We start from the raw sequence: 20384 nt of genomic DNA on the forward strand, positions 1-20384 counted from the left end.
AGACATTCCTCATTGTGACTCCTTTGTCGATGAGTGGTTCCGGACGTTACCCCCGCCTGAAAAGAAAGTCAAGGCGTGAAATGACGCACCGTAACGTCAACCCTCAGGAGACGTAGGAGATCCCGCGCGGGGGCTCGTCGTCATCGTCGTCGTTCTCTCCCGGAGGCAGTCGACACCAGTGCTGCGCCAGCAGACCGGCCAGCGCGAGCACCAGCGCGACCCCGGCACAGACCGCCGCGCGGATCGCCTGGTCACGCACCGAGAGCACATCGGCGTTGGGGAGGCGCAGCAGCGCAATCGCGAGATACCACCCAATGAGCGCACCACCACCGAGGGCGGCAGCCTGGGCAGCGACCAGGGTGCCACGGGAGCGCTCCGGGGAGATCCGCTGCGGCGCCTTCGCGGTCTTGTCCTCCGTGCGCCGGAAGCGTGCATAGCGCCGGACCTGCCAGCCACTGACCAGCACCAGCAGGATCAGCAGGCCGAGCGGGGCGATGGCGATCCACGGCACATCCGGCACCCCATTGCCCAGGGACTGCCACCCACGCAGCAGGAGCACGCAGACAACCGTCGAGACGATCGCGACCAGCACGACCGCCGAGGACCGCACACCGGAGGACTGCTCAGCCACGGGCGCGCACCCCCTGGTCCCGCACGTCGTCCAGCAGATCAGCCACGGGGACGACTCGCTGACCCACCCGCAGCACGGCGGCCGCGTCGACGGCGTGCCAGGGCACCAGCACGAAGCCCCGCTCGTGAGCGCGGGGGTGCGGCAGCATCAGATCGGTGTCATCACTCACGGCCTCGGAGGCCTCCCCTGGCACCCCCACCTGGATCAGGTCCAGGTCGAGAGTGCGTGCGCCCCAACGGATCTCACGGGTGCGCCCGAAGTCAGCCTCGACCGCGTGCAGCGCCGCGAGCAGCCGCCACGGCGCGAGCGAGGTGCGCGCCACCACGATCGCGTTGGCATAGGCGGGTTGCTCCGGACCACCCACCGGGTCGGTCTCAAAGAGCGGGGAGAGCACGACCTCGCGCAGCCCGGGCAGCGAGCCCAACCGCTCGGCCGCGCGCTCCAGGGTGTCGGCAGGGTCCGTGCCGAGGTTGGCGCCGAGCGCGATCACGACCGGCACGTCGCGCTCCCGGCGCACCTGCACGGTCACGTCGCCGAAGGGCACCCCAACGGGGGCGTGCGGCTTGTGCAGCGTGACCTCGACCGCCTCCACCAGCGGCCGGGCGAGGGCCGCGTCGGCGATCTGCGCGACCACCGTCTCGATGAGGTCCTGGCTCGGGCCCTGCAGGATCGCGACGGCGTCGGCCGCGACCTCGGCATAGTTGACGGTGTGGGCCAGGTCGTCGCTGGCCGCCGCCCGGGAGAGGTCGACCTCAAGGACGATGTCGACGCCGAACTCCTGGCCGTCGGCCTTCTCACGGGCCAGCACCCCGTGATGGCCGTATGCCGTCACACCCGTCAGCGTGATCCGGTCCGGCCGGTGAGTGGCTGGGTGGGCGTCAGGCACCGGAACCTCCGGCCGCCTGCACGTGCTCCCAGACCGCCAGGGCGTCGCGGGTGCTGGGCACGTCGTGGACCCGCACCGCCCAGGCACCCGCCTGGGCCGCCAGCAGGCTGGTCGCGGCGGTCGCGGCGTCCCGCTCGCTCGGTGGGGTCGGCTCGGCATCGGGGCCGGCGGCAGTGTCGAGTCGTCCGAGGAACCGCTTGCGGGAGGTGCCGACCAGGACCGGGTGACCCATCGCGATCACCGCCTCGATGCCGGCGAGCAACTCCCAGTTGTGTCCGGCGTCCTTGCTGAACCCAAACCCTGGGTCGAGGATGATCGACTCCGAGGCGACCCCCGCCTCGAGCAGTCCGGCGACCCGCTGCTCCAGCTCGGCAACCACCTCAGCCAGCACATCGGCATACTGCGCCTCGAGGTCCATCTGCGCTGAGTGGGCGCGCCAGTGCATCGCCACGAAGGGCACGCCGGCGGAGGCGACAAAGCCAGCCATGCCGGGGTCGGCCAGCCCACCGGACACGTCGTTGATCAACTGGGCACCAGCCTCCAGTGCCTCCGCGGCCACCCGCGAGCGCATGGTGTCCACCGAGATCCGGGCACCCTGGTCGGCGAGAGCACGCACGACCCCGATGACTCGGTCCAGCTCCTCTGCCTCGGTGGGGCGGGCCGCACCGGGACGGGTCGACTCACCGCCGATGTCGAGCAGATCGGCGCCCTGCTCCAGCAGGAGGGTGCCGTGCTCGATCGCGGCGGCCGGTTCGAACCAGCGGCCGCCGTCACTGAACGAGTCGGGGGTCACGTTGACCACGCCCATGATCAGCGGGCGGGAGCCTGGGGTGTGCAGAGCGGGCGTCACCGCCGAGATCACCGTCCCCGGTCGGCGAGGATCAGGCTCATCGCCTCGGCACGGGTGGCCGGGTGGGTGAGCTGGCCGCGCACTGCCGAGGTGATCGTCGTGGCGCCGGGCTTGCGGACCCCGCGCATCGACATGCACAGGTGCTCTGCCTCGATGACCACGATCACGCCGCGCGGGTGCAGGTGCTCCTCGAGGGCCTGGGCGATCTGGGTGGTCAGGCGCTCCTGCACCTGGGGGCGGCGGGCATAGACCTCGACCAGGCGCCCCAGCTTGGACAGCCCGGTGACCCGCCCGTCGACGCCGGGGATGTAGCCGACGTGGGCGACGCCGTGGAAGGGCACCAGGTGGTGCTCGCAGGTGCTGTACATCGCGATGTCCTTGACCAGGACCATCTCGTCGTGGGCGACGTCGAAGGTCGCCGAGAGCGCCGTCTCCGGGTCCTGGGTGAGCCCCGAGAAGATCTCTTCATAGGACCGCGCGACGCGGGCGGGGGTCTCCTGCAGCCCCTCGCGGTCAGGGTCCTCCCCGACCGCGATCAGGATCTCCCGGACCGCCGCCTCGATCCGGGGCAGATCCATCTCAGCGCTCGCCACCGTCGACGAATCCGCCGTCGGGGATCTCCCTCACCTCTGCGGGCGGGTGCTCCTGGCCGGCGCTCGGGTTGTGCCCGTTGGACATCGCCCGCTGCTCCGCCTCGGTCAGGACCGGGCCGGAGGTGTGCACGTCCCGGTGGTCGGCGCTCAGCCACACCGGTCGCTCGGGCCGCTGGTGCACGTCGTGGAAGACCTGGGCGATCGCCTCCGCGTTGAGCGTCTCCTTCTCGAGGAGCTCGAGCACCAGGCGGTCCAGGATGTGCCGGTTGTCGTTGAGCGCGTGCCAGGCCTCGTCGTGGGCGGCCTCGATCAGGCGGCGCACCTCCTGGTCCACGATGCCGGCGAGGTCCTCAGAGAACTCGCGCCCGTGGCCCATGTCGCGGCCCATGAAGACCTCACCGCTGCCCGACCCGAGCTTGACCGCGCCGATGCGCTCACTCATGCCAAACTCGGTGACCATCTTGCGGGCCAGGCCGGTGGCCTTCTCGATGTCGTTGGAGGCGCCGGTGGTCGGGTCGTGGAAGACCATCTCCTCGGCGACCCGGCCGCCGAGGGCATAGGCCAGCTGGTCGAGCAGCTCGTTGCGGGTCGTGGAGTATTTGTCGTCGGCCGGCAGGACCATCGTGTAGCCCAGGGCCCGGCCGCGCGGCAGGATCGTGACCTTGCTGACGGGGTCGGTGTTGCGCATCGCCGCCGCCACCAGGGCGTGGCCGCCCTCGTGATAGGCCGTGATCTTCTTTTCCTTGGCGCTCATCATGCGGCTGCGCTTCTGCGGGCCGGCCATGACGCGGTCGATCGCCTCGTCCATGTGGCGGTCGGTGATCACCGTCTCGTTCAGGCGCGCCGTCAACAGGGCGGCCTCGTTGAGCACGTTGGCCAGGTCCGCACCGGAGAAGCCGGGGGTGCGCCGGGCCACGGCCATCAGGTCGACGTCCGGTGCCAGGGGCTTGCCCTTGCCGTGGACCTGCAGGATGTGCAGGCGCCCCAGCATGTCGGGGGCCTCGACGGCGATCTGGCGGTCGAAGCGGCCCGGGCGCAGCAGTGCCGGGTCGAGGATGTCGGGGCGGTTGGTGGCCGCGATGAGGATGACGTTGGCGTGGGCGTCGAAGCCATCCATCTCCACGAGGAGCTGGTTGAGCGTCTGCTCGCGCTCGTCGTGGCCACCGCCCATGCCGGCGCCGCGGTGGCGACCGACGGCGTCGATCTCGTCGACGAAGATGATCGCGGGCGCGTTTTCCTTGGCTTCCTTGAACAGGTCACGCACGCGGGAGGCACCGACACCGACGAACATCTCGACGAAGTCCGAGCCGGAGATGGTGTAGAACGGCACCCCGGCCTCGCCGGCCACAGCGCGGGCCAGCAGGGTCTTGCCGGTGCCGGGCGGGCCATAGAGCAGCACGCCCTTGGGGATCTTGGCGCCGACCTCGAGGAACTTGCGGGGCTCGGCCAGGAACTCCTTGATCTCGTGGAGCTCCTCGACGGCCTCGTCCGCGCCGGCGACGTCGGAGAAGGTGACCTTGGGCATGTCCTTGGTGGCCAGCTTGGCCTTGGACTTGCCGAACTGCATGACGCCGCGGCCACCGCCCTGCATGCGGGTCATCAGGAACAGGAACAGACCCAGGATCAGCAGCAGCGGGATGACCGTCATCAGCAGCGAGGTGACCCAGTTGCCGCGCTCCGGGTCGTCGGTCATCGACTCGCTCGGCGGGTGCGCCTCGAACTCGGAGATCATCAGGTCGCCACGGGAGGGGACATAGAAGGTCTGGACCCGGTCGGCATCCTCGACCTCGTCGTTGCTGAAGGTCTCACCGTCCTTGAGGACCATGTCGACCCGGTCGGGGGTCAGCGTGACCTCGGCGACCTTGTCGTCCCGGATCAGGTCCAGGGCCTCGGAGGTGTCGATGCGCTCATAGGCGCTGGGCATCATCAGGGTGTACCAGAGGATCCCGAGGCCGAGGATCATCAGGATCCACACCCAGGGTCCACGCGTGCGCTGTTTGCTCATCAACTGTCGGGGCGGGCAAGCCCCGGTCCTCCTGCTCGAATCTTGGCTTATTCAAAGCCTGTGTCTGGTGCAACCAACGCCCCAGGTCGTCCTAGTGTTCCAGACAAACCCGCAGGTGCCGCCGTCCAGCCCGTTCCCAGGTGGGAGTGGCTGTGGGACGGACGGGTAGAACTGGTTAGGAGTACACGTGCGGGGCGAGGGTGCCCACGACCCGCAGGTTGCGGTATTTCTCCGCATAGTCCAGGCCGTAGCCCACCACGAACGCATTGGGAATGTCGAACCCGACATAGCGCACGTCGATCTCCACCTTGGCCGCGTCGGGCTTGCGCAGCAGCGTGCAGATCTCGACGGAGGCCGGGCTGCGCGAGTCCAGGTTGGAGCGGATCCAGCTCAGCGTGAGGCCGGAGTCGATAATGTCCTCGACGATCAGCACGTGCCGGTTGGTGATGTCGGTGTCGAGGTCCTTGAGGATCCGCACGACCCCGGAGGACTTGGTGCCCGACCCGTAGGAACTGACCGCCATCCAGTCCATCTCGGCGGTGCCCGGCAGGGCCCGCATCAGGTCGGACATGACCACGACCGCTCCCTTGAGCACACCGACCAGCAGCACGTCCTTGTCCTCGTAGTCGGCCCAGATGTCGGCGGCCAGCTCGGCCAAGCGCGCCTGGATCTGCTCCTCGGTGAACATGACCTGCTCGAGGTCGGCACCCATGTGCTCGGCGTCCACGGTCTCTCCTGTGCTCGGGGGTTGGGCGGTCCCACCCTAACGGGGCGGCGTGACCGGTCTGTGGGTCGTCTCGGGGCCCGCCCCTCAGCGGGACGGAAGCAGCGCCACCAGGTCTCCTCGCCGGTGCACCCGCAGGCCCCCCGGCAGGTCGATCGGCCCCTGGCCGTGCCAGTCGGTGAGCAGGGCGTCGGCAGCTCGCAGGTGCTCCCCCGTGAGTGCTCCCGACGGCGATCCGGAGCGCAGGGCCAGCTCGCGCCAGACCCGGCGGCGGATGGCGGCGGGCAGGGCGGTCAGGCCGCTCACCGGCCACGGTGGCTCCCCCAGCCCCTCGTATGCCGTGTGCGCGGCGGCGTCGAGTGCCTCGGCGTCGTCGCGGAGCAGGTCGGCAGTGCGCGCCAGGGCGGCGCTCACCCCAGGGCCGAGCTCGCGCTCGAGCACCGGCAGGACCCGGCGGGCCCGGACCCTGGTGAACGTCTCGTCGGTGTTGTGCGGGTCGCTCCAGGGCGTCAGGCCCAGGGCGTGGCAGGTGCCCTCGGTGGCGGTCCGCGGCACGGTCAGGAAGGGACGCACCACCAGCACAGCTGAGCAGGTCTGCGCGGGGCGAGCGGGCGGCATACCGGCCAGGGAGCGGGTGCCGGACCCACGGGCCAGGCCGAGCAGCACCTGCTCGGCCTGGTCGTCTCGGGTGTGGCCGAGCAGGATGGCAGCGGCGCCCAACCGCTCGGCGGCCGCGGTCAACGCGGCATAACGGGCGTCGCGGGCGGCCGACTCCGGGCCCTCCCCCGCACCGGACACGCTCACGCGCACGACCTCGACGGGGTCCAGGCCCAGAGAGCGGCACTGGTCCGCAGCCGTCGCCGCGACCTGCTCAGAACCGGGCTGGAGCCCGTGGTCGACGATGACGCCGGCGACGCTCCCACCGGCCCGGGGCACCTCGAAACCTGCCGCTGCCGCCAGCGCCAGGGAATCAGCCCCGCCGGAGCAGGCGATCACCACCCGCTGACCGGTCAGGCCGCGCGAGGCCATGGCCCGGCGGACCGCCACGCGGGTGGCGGCGACGTCCGGGGCGGGCCCGACCACCGGGGTCGCTCAGCCGTGGACCCGGCGCACCCACGCGGCCGGGTCGGCGATCTCGGCCGCGCGCGGGAGTGTCTCGGGGGACTCCCACACCCGGTTGAAGCCGTCGCGGCCCACCTGGTCGGTGACCGAGCGGACAAAGACAGCGCCGTCGCGATACTGCGCCATCTTGGCGTCCATGCCGAGCAGCCGGCGCAGGATGCGGTCGACCCCGCCGGAGCCCTTGCGGCGCTCCTGGAACCGTGCCCGGATCGTGGCGACGCTCGGGATCACCGAGGGGCCGACGTCGTCCATGATCACGTCGGCGTGACCCTCGAGCAGCGACATGACGGCGGTGACCTCGGCGAGGCGCTCACGCTGCTCGGGCGTGGCTAGCACCTGCGTGATGTCGCTCTCACCGCGCAGCACGCCCGGCAGTGCCGTGACGATCTCCTGGAGCCGTTGGCTCATCTGGTCGGACTCGGGGACCAGCTCGGTCCCGAGCTCGCGAGCGGCGTCGACGATGTGCTGGCGCAACCACGGCACTGCGGTGAACTGCACCCGGTGGGTCTCCTCGTGCAGGCAGACCCAGAGCCGGAAGTCGGCCGGGTCGACGCCGAGGTCGCGCTCCACGGCGAGGATGTTGGGGGCGACCAGGAGCAGGCGCGGTGTGCCCTCGGGCGCGAGGTCGTATTGTCCGAGCACCTTGGTGCTCATCCAGGCGAGCATGCCGGCGACCTCGGTGCCGGTCATCCGACCGCCGAAACGTTGGGCGGTCTCGGACGGTTGGTTGTCCTTGCGGCGGGTCACGACGTGGTCCAGCACCGGCCCCAGCATGCCGCGCAGGGAGGCGGTGTTGGCCTCGATCCAGCCACCGCGGTCAACGACCAGCGGCGTCGGGGCCTCCTCGGGGGCGCGCAGTCCACTGGTGTGGGCGACCGGCTCGACGGCTCGCTCGGTGGCATCGCGCAGCTCGGCCACGAGCCGCTCGATCTGTGCACGGCCCGCCTTGGGTCCGGGCGGCGCGAGGCGTCGTCCGGCCGAGGCTGCGAAGTCCCAGTCGACATAACCTGCCCCGGCGGTGGCGTCCGCCCCGGCGTTGGCACTTGCCCCGGCAGTGGCCCCTCCCCCAGCCGGCTCAGAGGTCGTGCCGCGGTCAGCTCGCTGCAGATCCGTCATGCAGCAAACCTAACGGTCGAGGCTGGGGCGATCACCATCGTCCACCCAGGTGGCTGAGCCGTGACACGAGCCGGGTCGGCGCACGGTCAGCACATGGTCGGCCTGTGGACAGGTCCGGCGCGACCGGCCGCAGGTCGGTTACGGTGCCTCGCGTGAAGATCAAGGATCCGCACGGGCAAACCTGGCGGGTGACCCGTCGCTGGGTGCCGTGGCGCCGCAAGCTCAAGGGCACCTGGGAGAGGATGCCCGAGCTGCCAAGCGGGGATGACCCGATCAGCATGATCCTCACCGTGATCATGCTGATCCTCTGTCTGCCGGTCCTGATCCTGGCCCTCGTGGCCAGCCTGGAGTTCCTGCTGATCCTGCTCCTGCTGCCATTCGTGATCCTGAGGCGCATCATCTTTGGCCAGCACTGGACCATCGAGGCACGCCTCGACTGGACCCCGGTCTGGGAGGAGGCCGCAGGCTCGTGGAGCGACAGCGGCCGCGCGATCCAGGACGTGGCCACCGCGATCCAGCGCGGCCACCTGCCACCGCACAACATCCCCGTGGACTAGCGAGGGGCCAGCGCAGCGCCACTCCCGCCAACAGCCGTCACACCTGCCACTCCCGTCACGCCACAGGCGGTGACCAGGTCGCCGAACCGTGCACCCAGACAGGCGACGTGATGACGGCCCGACCAGCCCGAAGCCCTGACCAGGGCAGATGCCAACGGCGTCCCGACATTGCCTGTCTGAATGCACGATGGGGTGGGCACGGGCCGCACGATGTGAGCGGCAGCCAACGCGATCGCGCGCTGTTCAGCAAGCGCGCGATCAGCAACTCAGCAAGCGCGCGATCAGCAACTCAGCGAGCGCGCGTGGTCAGCAGCCGCAGGCAGCGAGCTCGGCAATGATCGTGTCGATGACCGACCGGGCCTCCAGCCCGGCCCCGTCCTGGCCGACCTCGTCGGCGATCACGGCGTAGGCCAGCAGTCGGCTGTCACGGGTCACGACCAGGCCGGCCAGCGAGGTGACGCCGGGCAGCGAGCCGGTCTTGGCTCGGGCCACGCCCACGGCAGGGTCGTGCGCGTCGAGGTGGAAGCGGTCCCACAACGTGCCGGTGTAGCCCGCGATCGGCAGCTCCCGCAGGACCTCAGAGAACTCCGGGTGGCTGCCGTCGGCGCCGATCACGAGCAGCTCAGCCAGCACCCGGACGGGGATCAGCGAGCCGTCCGAGAGACCGGACACGTCCGCGATCGTGACGTCGGTGGTGTCCACGCCATAGTCGGCGACCTGCTGCACGACCCAGTCGCGGACCGCCGCGGGCTCGGCGCTGGCGCCGTCGGCGACAGCGGCCTGGCGGGCCAGTTGCTCGACCATCGCGTTGTCACTGCTGGACATCGCCTCGGCCAACACATCGCGCGCCGGTGACGACTCGACCACACCCAGCTGCTCAGCGCCCTCGCGGGCCACCTCTCGGGGCACCTCGGTCGCGGGACCGCCCCCGACGTCGATCCCGCGCTCGGTCAGCGCCTGCCGGAAGGCGATCGCCGTTGCCTGCGCCGGGTCGCGGGGAGCAGGGTTGTAGGGCACGGCACGATCTTCCTGCAGCCCCAACAACGTGATCGGGCCCGTGAAGCCCTCGTCGAGCCAGTAGTCGGTCCAGCCCTCCGGCCGGATCGGGCCAGAGGCATAACTGGTGTCCAGACGCAGTCGCACCTGGTGTCCGTCGACGCCCAGCCCACGCTCCTTGAGCGCCGCCGCCGTCTGGTCTGCCAGGTCCCCCAGGCCTGCGTGACCCTCCACCGCGTCGGGGTCCCCCGCTCCGCGCGCCAGCATCATGTCACCGCCAGCGACCAGGACGATCTGGTCGGCCTCCGGCCCAGTGACCACCTCGGTGCGAAACGGCTCATCCATCGGCAGGGCATTCACGATGGCCGCCGCTGCGAGCAGCTTGGTCGTGGACGCCGGTGTCAGACCCTGATCGGCCAGCCTGCTGAACAGCTTCTCGCCGGTCTCCACGTCAAAGACGGCCACCCCGACGTGCGCCCGATCCCCCAACCAGTCGCTGTCGAGGTCATCGGTGATGACCGAGGCAACAGCCTCTTGGTCGACCGCCACACCGTCGGCAACAGGGGTGAGCACCGGGGGTGGGGTGGGCGCAACCTGCGGGCGGACCGCGGCCTGCGCGGCGCTCGCCGAACCCGCCCCTGCACCCTCCAACTCCACCGAGCCAACCACCGCGGCAGGCCCCCGCACCTGCACACCGGCACTGTCGGCATACGCTGCTGTTGAAGGCAGGGCGAGCCCGACCGTCAGCAGCGCTGCTACGGTGCGGTGCCGTCTCACCATGACCCCTGCTTTCTGCGAAATCGCGTTTGTGGGCGAAACTCTTCCCAGAAGAGTAGTCACACAACCTTCGATCCGTTCCGACTATGAAAGGTTGACCTCATGCATTTCGACGTGACCATCGAGATCCCGCAGGGAAGCCGCAACAAGTACGAGGTGGACCACGCCACCGGGCGGATCCGGCTCGACCGGATGCTGTTCACCGCCACCCGCTACCCGGCTGACTACGGCTACATCGAGGACACTCTCGGTGAGGACGGCGATCCGCTGGACGCCCTGGTGCTGCTCGATGAGCCCACCTGGCCGGGCTGCCTGGTGGCCGCACGCCCCATCGGCATGTTCCACATGCGTGACGAGGCCGGTGGCGACGACAAGATCATCTGCGTCCCCGCCGACGACCCGCGCAAGTCCAACATCCGCGAGCTGGAGCACATCGGCGACCACACCCGCCTGGAGATCCAGCACTTCTTCGAGGTCTATAAGGACCTAGAGCCGGGCAAGTCCGTGGAGGGCGCCCACTGGGCCGGTCGCGCCGAGGCCGAGCAGACCTACCACGAGTCGGTTCAGCGGGCCAAGGACGCGGGTCTGACCACCGCGCGCTGGGCCGGGCCGGGCAACCAGGCGCACTGACCCAGCAGCCAGGCTGCGCCACGCCGCCAGCCGCGCTGATTGAGCAACACCAAGCCCCCGTCACCCATGTGGTGGCGGGGGCTCAGTGTTGTCCTGAGTGACTCTCCGGGCACCCCCGGCGTGTCGCGCACTGTGCGTCCATCGTTGCGGCGTGTCCCGCGTCGGGGCCCCGTTGTGGCAGCGCCGATCCGGCACCAGTCCCAGGTCTTCCCGGTCAACGAGGCTTCAGGTCAAGGACGCATCGGGCCGTTCCACGAGGCGCGGTCAGTCGCACTGCAGGACGAGAAGGCCAGCATCGAAATGCTGCGCTTGTCTGGCACGACCTGGGTCGACAACCGTCCGTCAGACGCGGCCGGCGAGGGGCAGCAGGCCCGAGGAGTAGTACATCCCGGTGACCTTGGTGCCATCCCAGCTGGACCAGTCCCGGATCGAGTGGATGACCTGGCCGTCGCCCAGATAGATCGCGACGTGGAAGATGCCAGCCTGGGTGCCGTCGTTGCTGTAGAACAACAGGTCACCGCGCTGTGCCTCACTGACCGGCACCTTCGCAGCCTGCTGATACTGGATCCGACTGGAGTGCGTCAGATAGACCCCGGCCTGGGACCACGACGCCTTCGTCAGGCCCGAGCAGTCGAAGCCGTTGGGGCCATCGCTGCCCCAGATGTAGGGCTTGCCGATCTGCTGGTGCGCGAAAGAGATCGCGGTCTCAGCACCCGGGGTCGGGCCGGGGGCTGGTGCCGGCGGCGGCTCGGGGGCGGGCGGAGGTGTGGGAGCCGGAGGCGGCGTCGGGCTCGGAGCAGGCGGAGGGGTAGGTGACGGCGCCGGCGGGGGCTCGGGAGCCGGCGGAGGTGTCGGGCTCGGAGCGGGCGGAGGTGTGGGCGTCGGCGATGGAGCCGGCGGAGGTGTGGGCGTCGGCGATGGAGCCGGCGGAGGTGTGGGCGTCGGCGACGGGGCCGGCGGAGGTGTGGGCGTCGGTGACGGAGCCGGCGGAGGCGTCGGGTCTGGCGTCGGTGACGGGCTCGGCGCAGGCGTCGGGCTGGGAGTCGGGTCTGGCGTCGGGGACGGTGTGGGATCCGGCTCGGGCGCTGGAGCGGGATCCGGCTCGGGTGCCGGCTCCGGGTCGGGCGTGGGCTCCGGTGAGGGAGCGGGTTCGACGGGGTCCGTCACCGGGGCGGGCTCCGAGTCGCCCGGCTCCGGCTGCGCCTCGGCTGCCAGACGCTCCTGCTCTGCGGCCCGCTCCTGAGCAAGCAGTTCCTCGACGCGCCGAGCCTCTGCCTCGGCAGCGATTCGGTCGGCCTCTTCCTGCAGATGGGTCTGTCGCGTCAGCTCGGTCTGGACGGACACATCGCGCAGCCGGGCGAGCTCGAGGACGGTTGCCTCACGGTCGGTGGCCAGCTGGGTGCTACGTGCTTCGGCGTCGGCCAGCACCTCCGCGGCGGTGTCATTGGCCTCTTCGGCCCGGATGGCCGCGGCCTCGGACTGCGCTGCTGCCAGTGCGGCCTCGCGCTCGAGGGCCTCGGCGGTCCCGGAGGCGAGGGAGGCGTCATTCATGTCCCGCGCGCGGATGCGCCCCACGACGTCGAGGGCCCCCGCCCGGTCGATCAGCGTCTCGGGACCGTCAGCGAGCAGGACCTCCAGGGTCGAGAGCCCACCGGACTTGTAAGCCTCGGCCGCATGTCGGCCCAGCACCTGGTTGGTCTCGTCCGCCACGCTGGCTGCCTCCGCGGCCTCCTCTGCCAGACGACTGGCCTCGGCAGCTGCGGTCTCGGCCTCGTGGGTGGCGAGCGCCGAGTCCTCCGCGGCGCTCTCTGCGGACTGCTGGGCGGCACGGAGTTGCTCGGTGTAGCCGAGCATGAGGCCGTCGAGTTCGTGGACTCGCCCCTCGGCGTTCACCACGACCTGCTGAGCAGCGCGGACCTCCTCCTCGGAGGGGACGTAGTCCTCGACAGCTGCTGCAGGCAGTGCGGATGCGAGCAGAAAGGCGCCGGTCATGAGCGCGCCGTAGCGGCAGCGGCGTCCGGGGAGAGTCACAACAAACTCACTTCCAACAAGGCGGAGGCCGCACCTCGGGGGCAAACAGGCTGTGCGGCCGCAGATGACAGTAGGGCCATTCAGCAACAAAAGAAACTTCAGTCACACGTATTTGCACTGGTCACAGCCGCATCAGGCGTAACAGGCGCTCGGGCGGCCGAAAACGTTCGAAATAACACCCATGTCTTTCAGCAGGTCTTCCCACGCCGGACGTGGACTCTTCACAGACTTCGATCACCCGGTAACGATCTGATAACGAAAGCCGGTTGACCGGTATCCTGAGGGCTGCAGGGTCCGTCCTACGGCTGCCGTGGGCCGATGGGGCCCGCCACACCACACCCGAGGGGGAGAGTCATGACTGCACCACCCGCTGGCACATTCGACGGCCAGAGTTCGTCCTACACCTACGAGCCACCCACCCAGAGCAAGAGCCGACCCGTCCTGCTGATCGTGTTGGCCGTCGTGGCCGCACTCGTGATCGGTGGTGGCGCCTGGGCGGCCACCCGAATGCTCGGCGGCGGCGGCGATCAGCCAGCCAGTGCACTGCCCGAGGAGACGGCCGCCTATATCCGCCTCGACATCGACCCGCAGGTCGGCCAGAAGATCGCCGCAGTGCGCTTCTTTGAGGGGCTGGACGACGAGGTCCTGGACGCCCTGAACGGCGACGACATCCGCGCTCAGGCCTTCGAGTGGATGGCCGAGGAGGACGAGGCGTTTGCCGCAATCAACTACGAGGAAGACATCGAGCCGTGGCTTGGTGACCGGATGGCCCTGGGTCTGGTGCCCAACGGCAGTGACGAGCCCTACTTCGGCATCGCCCTTCAGGTCAAGGACGAGGAGGCTGCGGACGCCGGCCTGACCAAGCTCCAGGAGGCCACCAACGCCTCGGGCGAGGCCTCCGAGGGTGGCCTGGACTGGTACTTCCATGGCGACTACGCCGTGCTGACCACCACTGACGCTGTCACCACCATGCAGGACAAGACCGAGGCCGGCACGCTGGCCGACAAGGACACCTTCCGCGAGGACATGGACGCACTCGGTGACGAGGGCGTGCTCTCTGCCTGGGTCGACGCCGAGCCGCTGGCCACCCTGGCCGACAGCCCGATCGCCGCGCAGTCTCTCGACTCCGCTGCCGGGATGGACCCCTCCGGGGCGCTGGGCAGCATGTCTGGCACGAGCCAGCTCGCCGAGGAGATGGCGACCGGTCGCTTCGCGGCGTCCCTGCGCTTCTCGGAGAACTCCATCGAGCTCAGCGGCGTGACCCGCGGCATCGACGGCCTCGGGGTCGACGGCGACGACAGCGGTCAGCTGATCCTGGGCCTGCCAGAGGACACCGTTGGCGCCTTCAGCCTGGAGCACGGCGACCAGTTCGTCGCCGAGGGTTACAAGATGCTCAAGGAGCAGTTCCCGGAGGACGCGGCCGAGGCCGAGTCGCAGGCAGCCGAGGCAGGGTTCACCCTGCCGGACGACATCCAGACCCTGGTCGGCTCCAGCCTGGTGCTCTCGGTCGGCCCCGGCGTCCTGGACCTCCAGAACGACCCGGAGAACTTCGAGGCGTGGGAGATCGCCTACCGGTCAGAGACTGACACCGCCGCGGCGGAGGACCTCCTGACCCGGGTCCTGGACCTGACGGGCGAGCCCGAGCTCGACCAGCTCCTGATCCGTGACACCAGCGACGGCGTGCTCACCCTGGGCGTGAGCCAGTCCTACGTCGACGCGGTTGCCGCCGACGGCGGCCTGGGTGACAAGGCCACCTTCCAGGCGGCCGTGCCCAACGCGGGCGACGCTGACTCCGTGTTCTATGTCAACGTCAACAGCTTCGAGCACCTCTACCTCAGTGAGATCCCCGAGGACGAGGGCCGCGACGCGCTCGAACTGCTGGCCGCCGTGGGTTACAGCGCCAGCAGCGACGCCGACGGCAACGGAGACTTCACCCTCCGCTTCGTGGCTGACGAGTGATCGACGCCGGGACCTGACAGTCCACGGCACAAGGCCCACCCGGACACCGTCCGGGTGGGCCTTGCTCGTGTGCGCGACCTAACAGGGTGGCGGTGTCACTGCCACTCTGCCGGAGGCGGAGGAGGAGGGGACTGCGACGGTCGGTGTGGCTCCTGCGGCTGCTCACCCAAGCCAGCAGCCGGCTGCTGAGCTGCGGGCGTCGGCGCACTGCGCAGCGACCACAGGATGCCGACAGCAGCCAGGAGCATCCCCACCGACCACAGGGTCAGGAACAGCAGGCCGGGGCCGACGGACATGCCCCTGCTGCCACTGACCTGACTCATCAGCATGAACCCGTCAATGACGCCGATCAGGGCCGTGATGACGCCGATGATCCCAGCGGTGAGTCGCGACCAGCGCGCCGGACGCAGCGTGGCGACCGCGGCAGCCGCGATCGTCACGAGCAGGAGGACCAGCAGGAACCACCCCTCGCCACTGAACTCATCGCCGAGCAGATTCGCGGAAAACCCCAGGACCGAGGCGGCCGGGAGGAAGAGCGCGAGCAGCACGAAGAACGCGCAGGCGGCCAAGGCTGGTGGTGCCCAGCGCGCCCACCCTGGCAGGGGGTTGGCCTGACCAGAGGTGTCTGCGGCCTCGTTCACTGCCTGGCGAACAGACTTGCCGGCACTCTGGGCGGCTGGAGCGACCCTCGTGACGAAGAAACCCTTGGCACCAGCAGCGATCTGCCGGGCTCCGTCGGCGACCTGCTGGACAGAGGGGTCCCGATTCTGCTGCTGCCCAGTGCTCTGTGGCTGTTCGGTGTTCTGCGGCTGCCCAGTGCTCTCTGGCTGTTCGGTGGGCTGCCCCGGTGTTGCGTCGCGTGCAGGTTCCTGCGGTTCGTGCTCGGTCATGATCCATCCCCAATCTCACCCGGCGGAGGCGCGGGCGGTTTGTGCCTGTCCGGCAGTTTCCGTGTCTGTGCGGCGTCGCGGCTCCATGGCGTGAAACCTGTCTCCCCAAGGCCCCAAGACATCCATCAACCCCCGCGTGCCGAGGTGGAGTATTGCAGATCGCGTCACGGCACGACAAAGGGCCCCCGGCCAGCAGTTCTGCTGGTCAGAGGCCCTTCTCGGAGCCGCCTATCGGAATCGAACCGATGACCTATTCATTACGAGTGAATCGCTCTAGCCGACTGAGCTAAGGCGGCACGCACCATCGAAAGGGTGCCCAGGGAGGATAACCGATCGCGTCACCGCGGAGCGAATCAGCAGGACAGCCCGTCCTCGGGGACGGTCCCCTCGGTCAGATAGGCGTCGACGGCACCGTCGACGCAGTCATTGGAGCGGCCGTATGCCGTGTGCCCGTCACCGTCGTAGCTGATCAGCACACCGGAGGACAGGGTGTCGGCCAGGGACTCCGCCCACTCATAGGGAGTCGCCGGGTCGCGGGTTGTCCCGATCACCACGATCGGTGCCGCGCCCTCACCGTCATAGTCCTCGAGCACGGTCTGTGCCTCCACCGGCCAGTAGGCGCAGGCCCCCTCGCCCGCGAGGTAACGCCCAAACGTGGGGGCGACCTCCTCGAACTCGGCCAGCACCTGATCGCGATCGAGCTCTGGCTCCGCGGCGCGGTCCAGGCAGTTCACCGCCGTGATGGCCTGCATGCTGTTGCCGTCATAGACACCGTCCGAGGAGCGACCGGCATAGATATTGGCCAGGAACATCAGCGTGGTCGGGTCCCCGTCCTGAGCGGCCCGCAGCGCCTGGGTCAGGATCGGCCAGGCCCCTTCGTCATACATCGCCACGATGATGCCGAGGACACCCCAGCCCTCGGTCAACTCGCCCGCAGCGTCACCGTCGAGCGGGAGCGGATTGGCGTCGAGCTCGTCCAGGAAGGTCGTGATGCCCTCCATGCCGGAGTCGACGTCATCGCCCAGCGGGCAGTCGCCGCCGTCGACGCAACTCTGGACATACTCTCGGGTGGCCTGCTCGAAGCCGGCGGCCTGGCCCAGGCCCATGTCCTTGCCGCTCATGGTGGGGTCGATCGCGCCGTCCAGCACGAAACGACCCACGCTGGCCGGGAACAACTCGGCATACGTCGCGCCGATGAAGGTGCCATAGGACGCCCCGAGGTAGTCGAGTTGGTCCTCCCCCAGCGCTGCCCGCAGCACATCCATGTCGCGGGCCACCTCAACCGTCGAGACGTGACCCAGCAGCTCGCCGCCGTTCTCCTCACAGGCGGCGGCAAAGTTCTTCACCAGCTCGGTGGACGCCTCCTCCTCGGCCGCATCGTCCGGCGTCGGATCGGCCCCGAGGTAGTCGTCCATCTGGGCGTCGTCGAAGCACTCGATGGGCGCCGAACGGGCCACGCCCCGCGGATCGAACCCGACGATGTCGAAGTGCTCCCGCACGCCGTCAGAGACCACCAGACCTGCCTGCGTGGCGTAGTCGACACCCGAGCCTCCGGGACCACCGGGGTTGACCACGAGGGAGCCCTGCTTGCTGTCGCCCGCCGGGACCCGCAGCAGGGAGAGCTCGATGGTGTCACCGTCCGGCTCCTCATAGTTGATGGGGACGGTCAGCGTGGCGCACTCGCCACCGTCACAGCTCTCCCAGGCCAGCTCCTGCTCGTAGAACTCCTCGAGCCCCTCCGGAACCTCCGCAGGAGCGGCGCTGCCCGTGCTGGCCCCGTCGTCACTCGTGCTCTGCCCGTCGTCACTGGAGCTGCCCCCGTCGTCGGCGGAGGCCTCGCCCCCATCGGCCGAGCTGGCCGGACGATCGACCGCCTCGGTGCCCGGCGCACCGGTGCACCCGGTGGCCAGCAGCGCCAGCACGGCACCGCCCACAGCAAGCCGACTCAGCCGTCCCCGGCCTCCGGCCCTGGTCCTCACGCGCATGCTGGTCCCTCTCCTGGAAAGTCCTGGTCCACCCGGTCGGTCATCTGCCCTGGCCAGCTCGCGGGAGGATCAACGTGACCATCATCGCCTCCAGCACGAGCAACGGCGAACCGTTGGCGATCAGGCGCTGCCGGGCCAGCCCGATCGCGTCGAGCGCCTCCAGCAACTGGACCGGGGTGAAAGCCCTGGCCAGCTCGCGCAGAGCCTCGATCTCAGTCGAGTTGATGGCCTCGACACCGGCGCCGGTGCCGAGCACCAGAGCGTCACGATAGACCGAGGTCAGGTCGGTCAGCGCGGCGTCGATGGTGTCGTGCTGTTGCCGACGGGCCAGTCGCTTTTGCCGCTCGTCGAACTCCTTCAGGTGCGAGCGTATGGCCGGTGGCTGGGTGCGCGCTGAGGGGTCCGCCCCCAGCTGGCGCAGCAACGTGGCCCGCGCCTCGTCGGACTCCTGGCTGGAGGTCCCCGTCGAGCCCTCGGTGGCGGCGCTCTGCAGCTCCTCGGCGGCGGCGAGCGCGGCACCGAGGCCGGTCAGTCGCAACGGGATCGCGGTCACCCGGTGGCGTCGGGTGCGCGTCTGCTCGTTGAGGGCCAGGCGACGGGCGATGCCGACGTGGGACTGCGCGGCGCGGGCGGCATAGTGGGCCATGGCTGCATCGACGCCGTCACGTCGTTGCAGCAGCTCGGCGACATCGTCGACCGGAGGCGTGCGCAGCCGCATGTGGCGGCAGCGGGACCGGATGGTCACCAGGATGTCCTCCAGCGAGGGGGCGCACAGCATCCAGACCGTGCGCGGCGGCGGCTCCTCCAGCGACTTCAGCAGCGCGTCGGCCGCCTGATCGTTGAGCCGGTCGGCGTCCTCGATGATGATCACTCGCCAGCGCCCGACCGTGGGACGCGACCCGGCCGCGAGGGCGAGCTCGCGCGCCCGCCCCACCCGGATGAAAGTCTCCGAGGTGGCCTCCACGATGAGGTCGGCGTGGCTGCCCGCGAGGATGGTGCGGCAGGCCTGGCACTCACCGCACCCGGGGGCAGCGCCACCCTCACACTGCAGCGCAGCCGCGAAAGCACGGGCCGCCTTGGATCGCCCGGATCCCGGGGGGCCGGTGAACAACCACGCGTGCGTCATCGCCCCCGGGTGCCCGGCGACGTGCGCCAGTTGCTCTGCCAGCGGCGCCTGCCCGACCAGCTCGTCGAAGACGCTCACGCCGGCTCCCCGCCCGGGGTCGCCTCACGCACCGGGACCAGAGCACTGAGGTCAGGTCGGTGGGCGGCCAGCTCACGGCATACAGCCGTATGCAGCGTGGCTGGGTCAGCGGACGCGTCCAGGACCAGGTAGCGGGCTGGGTCCTGCTCGGACCGCTGCAGGTAGCCCTGTCGGACCGCCTCGTGGAAGGCGTCCTCCTCGCGCTCCAGGCGGTCATGCACTCCCCTCCGGCGCGCCCGGCCCTGCTCGGGGGTGACATCCAGCAGGACGGTCAGGTCGGGCTGCAGCCCCTCGGTGGCCCAGACGGACAGGTCACGGATGTCGTCGTGACGCAGAGCCCGCGCGACCCCCTGATAGGCGATCGAGGAGTCCATATAACGGTCCGTGAGCACGACCGCTCCCCGCTCCAGCGCCGGACGGACCAGGGTGGCGACGTGATGTGCACGGTCGGCGGCGAAGAGCAGCGCCTCGGCTCGAGGGGCGACGTGATCGCCGTGCAGGAGGACCTCTCGGATGGCTGCGCCGAGCGCGGTGCCTCCGGGCTCACGCGTCAGGACCACCTCGCGCCCGATCGCCTCCAGAGCCGCGCGGAGGAGTCGGGACTGCGTGGACTTGCCCGCCCCGTCGCCGCCCTCGAACGCCACGAACAGCCCGGGGTGAGGGGACGTCGGGGAGGACGAGGTTGACAGCACACCGAGAGCCTAGGTGACGTCGCCGACACGAGCGCGCTCCCGCCCACAGGGCTGGCTCCTGGCGGCGCACTCCCGCAGTTTCACTCCCGCAGTTTCACTCCTGGGGGTCCGCTCCTGGGGTGGGCTCGTCCAGGTTGCCGAGGCTGCTCTCGCCCTTGAGCGTGTCGAAGATCAGCGCGGTCTCAGCGTGCAGCACACCGGGCCGGTTGGTCAGGTGGTCGAGCACGAAGTCGCGCAGGGCGTCGGCCGACTCGCAGGCCACGTGGACGAAATAGTCGGTGGCGCCGCTGACGTGGAAGGCCCCGATCACGCCCGGCAGCTTGGGCACCTGCTCGCGGAAGTCCTCGAAGTGCGTGCGTCGGTGACCCCCGAACCGCACCGCGATCATCGCCTGCACCGGACGACCCACCATCGCTGGGTCAATGTCCGCGTGGATGCCGCGGATCACGCCGCGCTCGCGCAGCAGGCGCACCCGGACCAGGCAGGTGGACTCGGCCACGCCGACCTCGCGCGCCAGTGTCGCGTTCGGTGTCCGACCGTCCTGCTCGAGGAGGGCGACCAGCTGCTGGTCGATGTGGTCCAGGACGGGGCCGGTGTCGGGCTGAATCTTCTTCGCCATGTCCCAACTCTAGTCGGACCGCTACGCAAGAAACAACCGTGATTCTGCAGATGGACCGCAGGACATAAGGCGTCCTGGCATTCACACCGCAGATCACGCACAATGGGAGTTCTTGAG

At 69.8% G+C, this 20384-nt stretch carries 18 protein-coding genes and 1 tRNA gene; 3 read left to right on the plus strand and 16 right to left on the minus strand.

The features are described from left to right. Positions 1-103 precede the first annotated feature (103 nt). The 8 genes from NF556_RS18690 to NF556_RS18725 form a co-directional block, all read right to left on the minus strand. A complete protein-coding gene (locus NF556_RS18690) occupies positions 104-631 on the minus strand; it encodes a DUF3180 family protein (RefSeq protein WP_252592701.1) in 528 nt (175 codons plus the stop codon). Further along, positions 624-1517, minus strand: coding sequence for a 2-amino-4-hydroxy-6-hydroxymethyldihydropteridine diphosphokinase (gene folK, locus NF556_RS18695; RefSeq protein ID WP_252592702.1), 894 nt, complete (start codon positions 1515-1517; stop codon positions 624-626). Before folK ends, NF556_RS18690 begins: the two co-directional genes overlap by 8 nt. After that, positions 1510-2367, minus strand: coding sequence for a dihydropteroate synthase (folP, locus tag NF556_RS18700; protein ID WP_486651764.1), 858 nt, complete (start codon positions 2365-2367; stop codon positions 1510-1512). Before folP ends, folK begins: the two co-directional genes overlap by 8 nt. A gap of 8 nt (positions 2368-2375) precedes the next feature. Then, positions 2376-2945 carry a GTP cyclohydrolase I FolE gene (gene folE, locus NF556_RS18705; RefSeq protein WP_252592703.1) on the minus strand — a complete coding sequence of 190 codons (570 nt, stop codon included), beginning with the start codon at positions 2943-2945 and terminating at the stop codon, positions 2376-2378. A 1-nt stretch (position 2946) separates the two neighbouring features. Continuing rightward, positions 2947-4965, minus strand: coding sequence for an ATP-dependent zinc metalloprotease FtsH (gene ftsH / locus NF556_RS18710; RefSeq protein ID WP_252592704.1), 2019 nt, complete (start codon positions 4963-4965; stop codon positions 2947-2949). 175 nt (positions 4966-5140) lie between these two features. Further along, positions 5141-5692 (minus strand): hypoxanthine phosphoribosyltransferase, encoded by a 552-nt coding sequence (gene hpt, locus NF556_RS18715; RefSeq protein ID WP_252592705.1) that lies wholly within the window; start codon positions 5690-5692, stop codon positions 5141-5143. Positions 5693-5776: 84 nt separating this feature from the next. After that, positions 5777-6772: a tRNA lysidine(34) synthetase TilS gene (gene tilS / locus NF556_RS18720; protein WP_252592706.1), complete on the minus strand. Its 996-nt coding sequence runs from the start codon at positions 6770-6772 to the stop codon at positions 5777-5779. Between the two features lie 9 nt (positions 6773-6781). Then, the gene (locus NF556_RS18725) at positions 6782-7927 is read right to left on the minus strand and encodes a zinc-dependent metalloprotease (RefSeq protein ID WP_252592707.1); all 1146 of its coding nucleotides are present in this window, start codon (positions 7925-7927) and stop codon (positions 6782-6784) included. Between the two features lie 152 nt (positions 7928-8079). Here NF556_RS18725 and NF556_RS18730 point away from each other — a divergent pair, with 152 nt between their 5' ends. After that, positions 8080-8484 carry a hypothetical protein gene (locus NF556_RS18730; RefSeq protein ID WP_252592708.1) on the plus strand — a complete coding sequence of 135 codons (405 nt, stop codon included), beginning with the start codon at positions 8080-8082 and terminating at the stop codon, positions 8482-8484. Positions 8485-8790: 306 nt separating this feature from the next. On the opposite strand, the gene NF556_RS18735 is transcribed toward NF556_RS18730, so the two are convergent. Then, entirely contained in the window at positions 8791-10260 is a 1470-nt protein-coding gene (locus NF556_RS18735; RefSeq protein ID WP_252592709.1) for a D-alanyl-D-alanine carboxypeptidase/D-alanyl-D-alanine-endopeptidase, read from the minus strand. A 99-nt stretch (positions 10261-10359) separates the two neighbouring features. Between NF556_RS18735 and NF556_RS18740 the strand changes: the two genes are divergently transcribed. After that, positions 10360-10887, plus strand: a complete 528-nt coding sequence (locus tag NF556_RS18740) for an inorganic diphosphatase (protein ID WP_109470903.1) — start codon at positions 10360-10362, stop codon at positions 10885-10887. A 342-nt stretch (positions 10888-11229) separates the two neighbouring features. On the opposite strand, the gene NF556_RS21455 is transcribed toward NF556_RS18740, so the two are convergent. After that, on the minus strand, positions 11230-12918 hold the full coding sequence (locus NF556_RS21455) for a C40 family peptidase (protein WP_289781765.1): 1689 nt from the start codon (positions 12916-12918) through the stop codon (positions 11230-11232). Positions 12919-13272: 354 nt separating this feature from the next. Between NF556_RS21455 and NF556_RS18750 the strand changes: the two genes are divergently transcribed. Then, positions 13273-14877, plus strand: a complete 1605-nt coding sequence (locus tag NF556_RS18750) for a DUF3352 domain-containing protein (protein WP_252592710.1) — start codon at positions 13273-13275, stop codon at positions 14875-14877. A gap of 95 nt (positions 14878-14972) precedes the next feature. Here NF556_RS18750 and NF556_RS18755 read toward each other — a convergent pair whose 3' ends face one another. The 6 genes from NF556_RS18755 to NF556_RS18780 all read right to left on the minus strand — a co-directional run bounded on the left by NF556_RS18755 (position 14973) and on the right by NF556_RS18780 (position 20267). Next, the gene (locus tag NF556_RS18755) at positions 14973-15767 is read right to left on the minus strand and encodes a hypothetical protein (RefSeq protein WP_252592711.1); all 795 of its coding nucleotides are present in this window, start codon (positions 15765-15767) and stop codon (positions 14973-14975) included. A 222-nt stretch (positions 15768-15989) separates the two neighbouring features. Next, positions 15990-16063 (minus strand) — tRNA-Thr (locus NF556_RS18760). Positions 16064-16120: 57 nt separating this feature from the next. Continuing rightward, entirely contained in the window at positions 16121-17752 is a 1632-nt protein-coding gene (locus tag NF556_RS18765; protein WP_252592712.1) for an alpha/beta hydrolase, read from the minus strand. Positions 17753-17792: 40 nt separating this feature from the next. After that, complete coding sequence (locus NF556_RS18770) at positions 17793-18956, minus strand: DNA polymerase III subunit delta' (RefSeq protein WP_252592713.1); 1164 nt, start codon at positions 18954-18956, stop codon at positions 17793-17795. Next, positions 18953-19648, minus strand: coding sequence for a dTMP kinase (tmk, locus tag NF556_RS18775; RefSeq protein WP_252592714.1), 696 nt, complete (start codon positions 19646-19648; stop codon positions 18953-18955). The genes NF556_RS18770 and tmk overlap by 4 nt, the downstream gene beginning before the upstream one ends. A gap of 94 nt (positions 19649-19742) precedes the next feature. After that, a complete protein-coding gene (locus tag NF556_RS18780) occupies positions 19743-20267 on the minus strand; it encodes an Lrp/AsnC family transcriptional regulator (RefSeq protein ID WP_252592715.1) in 525 nt (174 codons plus the stop codon). Positions 20268-20384: the final 117 nt, after the last annotated feature.

It is taken from the genome of Ornithinimicrobium faecis (genome assembly GCF_023923225.1).
Taxonomy (GTDB): domain Bacteria; phylum Actinomycetota; class Actinomycetes; order Actinomycetales; family Dermatophilaceae; genus Ornithinicoccus; species Ornithinicoccus faecis.